The organism is Rhodospirillaceae bacterium (assembly GCA_018660465.1).
GTDB lineage: Bacteria > Pseudomonadota > Alphaproteobacteria > Rhodospirillales > JABJKH01 > JABJKH01.
The window spans coordinates 1-5,055 of the sequence record JABJKH010000045.1 but is presented as its reverse complement, the minus strand read 5'-3'; the positions used below and the strand labels follow the sequence as shown (position 1 = coordinate 5,055).

The 5,055-nt window shown below is 49.8% G+C and carries 5 protein-coding genes; 2 read left to right on the top strand and 3 right to left on the bottom strand.

Going from position 1 to position 5,055, the window contains the following annotated elements; genetic code table 11:
* Window positions 1-812: transposase (locus HOM51_07515; protein ID MBT5034355.1), on the top strand; the 812-nt coding region annotated here is incomplete at its 5' end.
* 403 nt (window positions 813-1,215) lie between these two features.
* Here HOM51_07515 and HOM51_07510 read toward each other — a convergent pair.
* From HOM51_07510 to HOM51_07500, 3 genes are all read right to left on the bottom strand, one after another.
* Window positions 1,216-2,580 (bottom strand): TRAP transporter large permease, encoded by a 1,365-nt coding sequence (locus HOM51_07510; protein ID MBT5034354.1) that lies wholly within the window; start codon window positions 2,578-2,580, stop codon window positions 1,216-1,218.
* Entirely contained in the window at window positions 2,580-3,245 is a 666-nt protein-coding gene (locus tag HOM51_07505; protein MBT5034353.1) for a TRAP transporter small permease, read from the bottom strand. Before HOM51_07505 ends, HOM51_07510 begins: the two co-directional genes overlap by 1 nt.
* Window positions 3,246-3,328: 83 nt before the next feature.
* A complete protein-coding gene (locus HOM51_07500) occupies window positions 3,329-4,330 on the bottom strand; it encodes a DctP family TRAP transporter solute-binding subunit (GenBank protein MBT5034352.1) in 1,002 nt (333 codons plus the stop codon).
* Between the two features lie 197 nt (window positions 4,331-4,527).
* Between HOM51_07500 and HOM51_07495 the strand changes: the two genes are divergently transcribed.
* Window positions 4,528-5,055, top strand: a 528-nt coding sequence (locus tag HOM51_07495) for an alpha/beta hydrolase (protein MBT5034351.1), incomplete at its 3' end; no start/stop codon positions are given.

The following is a 5,055-nucleotide window of genomic DNA, read 5'->3' as shown; positions in this document are numbered from 1 at the left end:
AGCGTTTAAAAAAGCTTGAGGCCCGGATGCTGGCAACACCGGGCCAGCAGATATCCCTGACCGATCCTGATTCTCGTTCGATGGCGACGAGTGGCCGTGGCAGCGGCATGGTCGCTTATAATGTACAGTCTGCCGTGGATATTAAACATCATCTTATCGTCGCCCATGAAGTGACCAATTCGGGTTCTGATCGTTCCCAGCTCTCTACCATGGCAAAGCAGGCAAAGGCCGCAATCAAAACAGATACGCTGGAGGTTGTTGCCGACCGAGGTTACTTCAAGAGCGAAGAAATTCTGGCCTGTGATAAAGCCGACATTACAGTCACGCTTCCTAAACCACAGACATCGAGCGGCAAAGCCAGGGGGCGATTTGTCAAACAGGACTTTCGGTACGTCACTGAAGACGATGTCTATCTTTGCCCGGCGGATGAGCGCTTGGTCTATCATGCTACAAATCAGGAAAGAGGGCTGACCTTGCGCCGCTATTGGAGCAAGGCCTGTCCGACCTGCACCATCAAAGATCAATGCACCACAGGAAAGGAACGCCGGATTCCGCGCTGGGAACACGAACATGTTCTTGAGGATGTGCAGTATCGGCTCGATGAACATCCGGAGAAAATGCGCCAGCGGCGTGAAACGGTTGAGCATCCCTTCGGCACCATCAAATCCTGGATGGGCTATACGCACTTCCAGATGAAGACCTTAAAACGGGTCGGCACGGAAATGGCTTTGCACGTGCTCGCCTACAATCTAAAGCGCGTCATGAACATCATCGGCATCCGCCCGCTGATAGCGGCAATGAAGGCCGCATGAGCGCTTGTTAGCTTTGAATTAGCCCCGTATCTGGCTGAAAGCCGTATATAAACGCAAATTCCCGTGCCTCAGCCCTCGTAAGACCAACAAACCGATAAATCCAAAATCTGAGCCTCAAAAGGTATCGCCAGATTACATAGCTTAAATGGGGAACGTTTTTACACAGCCTGGGTCACCAGCAGACCTAATCACCTGCCTCAAATGATGTTCGCTTTACCCTCTAAAACCGGAAGTCGATTTCGGCAAATTGAATTTTGCGCCATTAATGTCTGCTCTACCCCCTGTAAGCAGACGTAAAATGGAGTTTGCGGTGACTACCGCTAATTGCCAAAAACGGACATGGTAATGCCATTTATTATCACCACTAATTACTCTGACAGCGTCCCCGTTCGAACCGGATTTTCTATTTGATAATGATTTCTGGACCCAGGAACGTGTTAGGCAGAAACGTCGAGAGCCAGGGAACGTAGGTCACCATGATTAGGAAGATGAACAGCACACCGAGGAATGGCAGTGCCGCGTGGACAACCCGCATCATAGGCATCCCAGCGACCCCGGATGTCACAAACAAGTTGAGGCCGACCGGCGGTGTAATCATACCAATCTCCATGTTAACAACCATGATGATGCCGAGATGGATTGGATCAATACCAAGTTTCATGGCAATGGGGAAGACTAGTGGGGCAACAATAACCAGAAGGCCCGATGGCTCCATGAATTGGCCGCCAATCAGCAAAATGACATTCACGATGACCAAGAACATCACCGACCCAAGTCCTGCAGACAACATCGCATTGGCCACTTGCTGCGGTATCTGCTCGTCGGTCAAGACGTGCTTCAGGATCAGCGCATTGGCGATCACGAACAATAACGTGATCGTAAGCTTGCCGGCGTCAAACAGTGTCTTCTGAGTATCCGGGTGGAATAGGGATGTGATTATACACCAGGGGTTCTTAATAAAACTGACGCCCTCTTTCGCTAGCGGTCCCATGTCCCGATAGACGAAGGTCGCGATGATAAACGAATAGACGGCGGCCACTGCGGCGGCTTCTGTTGGGGTAAATATACCGCCATAGATGCCGCCGAGAATGATGACGATTAGAAACAAGCCCCAGCCAGCTTCCCGACCGGATTCGAATATTTCAGCCCACCCTTTCCATTCTCCTTTCGGCAAATTTTTAACCTTCGCCATAATGTAAATAGCAATCATCAGCATAGTTCCGGCAATTATCCCCGGGATTACACCGGCAAGGAACATGCGTCCGACTGAAACTTCGACAGCCGCAGCATACACAACCATGACAATCGACGGGGGGATCAAGATGCCGAGAGTACCGGCGTTACAGATGACACCGGCGGCAAATTCTTTCGTGTATCCGACCTGACGCATGCCGACGATCACGATCGAACCGATCGCGACAACCGTGGCCGGTGATGAGCCAGAAAGAGCCGCAAACAGCATGCACGCGAAGACACCGGCGATTGCCAAGCCGCCTGGTAAGTGCCCGACACAGGCAATGGAAAAACGAATAATTCTTTGCGCCACCCCGCCGGTGGTCATAAACGCCGAAGCGAGAATGAAGAACGGAATTGCTAGAAGCGTGTAGTGTCCCTCAAATGCGGAGAAGAGGGTTTGCGCGACTGACGCAAGCGAACTGTCGGAGAACCAGAGCAGGAACAAAACCGAAGACATCCCAAGCCCAACGGCGATGGGTACGCCGATCATCAAGAGGACGATGACCATCCCAAAGAGCAATGCAACTTCCATTATCCTGCCTCCTCAATTTTCTCGCGGGCACTCTCGATCTCTTCTTCAACTTCATGGCTGGCAACGATACGGTCCGTCTTTCCAGTCCAGATCTGATAAGCGGCTTGGCAGCACCGGTAGAGCATCAATGCCATCGAAAGAGGAAGTATTGAATATGGAAGTAGGCGTGGAATTTTCTCGTACGTCTCGCCGTTATTAAAAACGGTCTCCATCCATCCCAACAATCCAATCATTGGGATATCGTTGACCTCATACCAGCCTTTGCCGCGAAATTTTTCCTCGAACCCGAGGGGGAACCATCGCCCTTCCGTGGCTGGTAGGTTGGCGAAGTTCGCCCAGTAATCCCAAGCCCCCTTAAACATCAGAAAGAAGAAGGCGATACAAATTGCGGCCGAGCACAAGCCCATAAATCTTCGCGGTTGAGGCGGCAGAATATTGATTAAAATATCAACGCCAAGATGGGAGCCCTTTTTTACGGCATAGGAAGCACCCAACAAAACCAGCCACGCAAACAAAAAGACGGTGATCTCAAGTGCCCAAAGAATGTTCGCATTGAACCCGTAACGTGCAATGACGTTAGCGAATGTAATAATGGTCATGGCACCGAGAATGGCTGCGATAAATTTCTCCTCAATGGCGTCTGCAAGATCTCGGCGTTCCCTCATCGTACCCTCCTTAGTTAGCGACAAAATATTTGCCCGAACTGGTGGAGATGGGGCAGGCTTTAACTAACCTGCCCCATAACTATTTAGAAATTCGCGTTGATGGTTTGCGCGGCACCGATCATATCTGCGCCGACGTCCTTCTCGAATTGCTTCCAAACTGGCTTCATTGCCTTTACCCAGGACTCACGCTGTGCATCCGTCAATTTGAGAACCTTACCTCCGGACTCAATTATCGATTTTTTGTTTGCTTGATTGACCGCGTAGCTTTCGGCGTTCCGAACTTTCGTTACTTCACCTAAAATTTTAGTAAACTGGGTACGGATTTCTGGCTTCAAGCCCTCGAGCCAATCGACGCTGGTAACAACCAGGTAATCGATAATGCCATGGTTAGTCTCAGTGATGCCGTCCTGGACCTCAAAGAACTTCTTGCCGTAGATGTTTGACCAAGTATTTTCCTGGCCGTCCACGACTTTCTGTTGTAGCGCACCGTACACCTCGGAAAATGCCATCTTCTGAGGGGACCCACCAATCGCTCTCATTTGGGCGACCAACACGTCCGACGACATGACACGAAACTTGAGCCCATTCGCATCGGAAGGCGTGCGCAACGGCTTATTAGCCGACATCTGCTTCATGCCATTGTGCCAGAAGGTCAACCCCTGTAAACCACGTTTTTTCATGCTGTCCATAAGAGCATGACCGGTTGGAGAAGCCTGGAAGGCTTCCACCGCTTCGATGTTCTTGAACATGAATGGTAGATCGAAAATTCTAAACTTCTTGGTTAATTTTTCGAACTTCGACAAAGATGGTGCCGCCAATTGAACATCACCGTTTAAGAGTGCTTCCAACACTTTGTTATCATTGTAAAGCGTTGAATTGGGAAATACTTCCATGCAAGCCTTACCGTTCATTTCCGCGTTGACTCGCTTTTGCAGTAAAGATGCGGCAATTCCTTTGGGATGCTTGTCTGTGTTCGTCACATGGCTAAATTTTATGACGATTTCGCCTTGATCACAGGCGGCATTCGCCTGCGCTGCACCAAAAGTTAAAGCTAAAGCGGCTGCTGCCGACACTAGGGTTTTCATAGTTGCCTCCAATTTCTTAGGTTTAATACCGCTGCGTCTCCCAAGAGGGCTCACGACGAAGCATGTACTGTGTTTGCTACTGTAACGACAGTCTCAGCAAAAATTAGTCGTCATAACTATTCAGTTTTTCCGATTAATACTTCTGCATTATTCTGTGATAATGAATATAGAATGCATTTCAGATTGAGGTAGAAAAGATGTTTGAAGGATTTATAGAAGAGACTGTAGAAGGTGCAGGAGCGTCCATATTCGTTAGGCGGGCAGGTGCGAAAGACTTGCCGCCACTCGTTCTACTGCATGGATACCCACAAACGTCTGCCATGTGGCATGGTGTCGCTCCTATCCTTGCAAAAAAATATCAAGTTGTGTGTCCAGATCTGCGTGGTTACGGGCATTCGACCAAGCCTGCATCCGATGAAAAACACTCGGCCTACTCTAAAAGGGCCATGGCAGCCGATATTGTTACCGTCATGGAAAACCTTGGACATAAGAGTTTTTTCATTGGCGCCCATGATCGCGGCGCCAGAGTAGCGCATCGGCTGGGATTGGATCACTCGGACCGGGTGCGGGCTATGACATTACTAGATATTGCTCCGACACGCGAAATGTACGCTCAGACCTCAGCCGCTTTCGCAACTTCCTACTGGCATTGGTTTTTCTTGATACAAGCAGCGCCATTGCCGGAACGCATCATCGGGAAAGACCCAAGCGAGTTTTGGAAACGT

Excerpts from the sequence above, each read along its gene's own strand:
- HOM51_07505 (MBT5034353.1), bottom strand. The coding sequence starts at position 3,245 with ATGAGGGAACGCCGAGATCTTGCAGACGCCATTGAGGAGAAATTTATC.
- HOM51_07510 (MBT5034354.1), bottom strand. The coding sequence starts at position 2,580 with ATGGAAGTTGCATTGCTCTTTGGGATGGTCATCGTCCTCTTGATGATC.
- HOM51_07500 (MBT5034352.1), bottom strand. The coding sequence starts at position 4,330 with ATGAAAACCCTAGTGTCGGCAGCAGCCGCTTTAGCTTTAACTTTTGGT.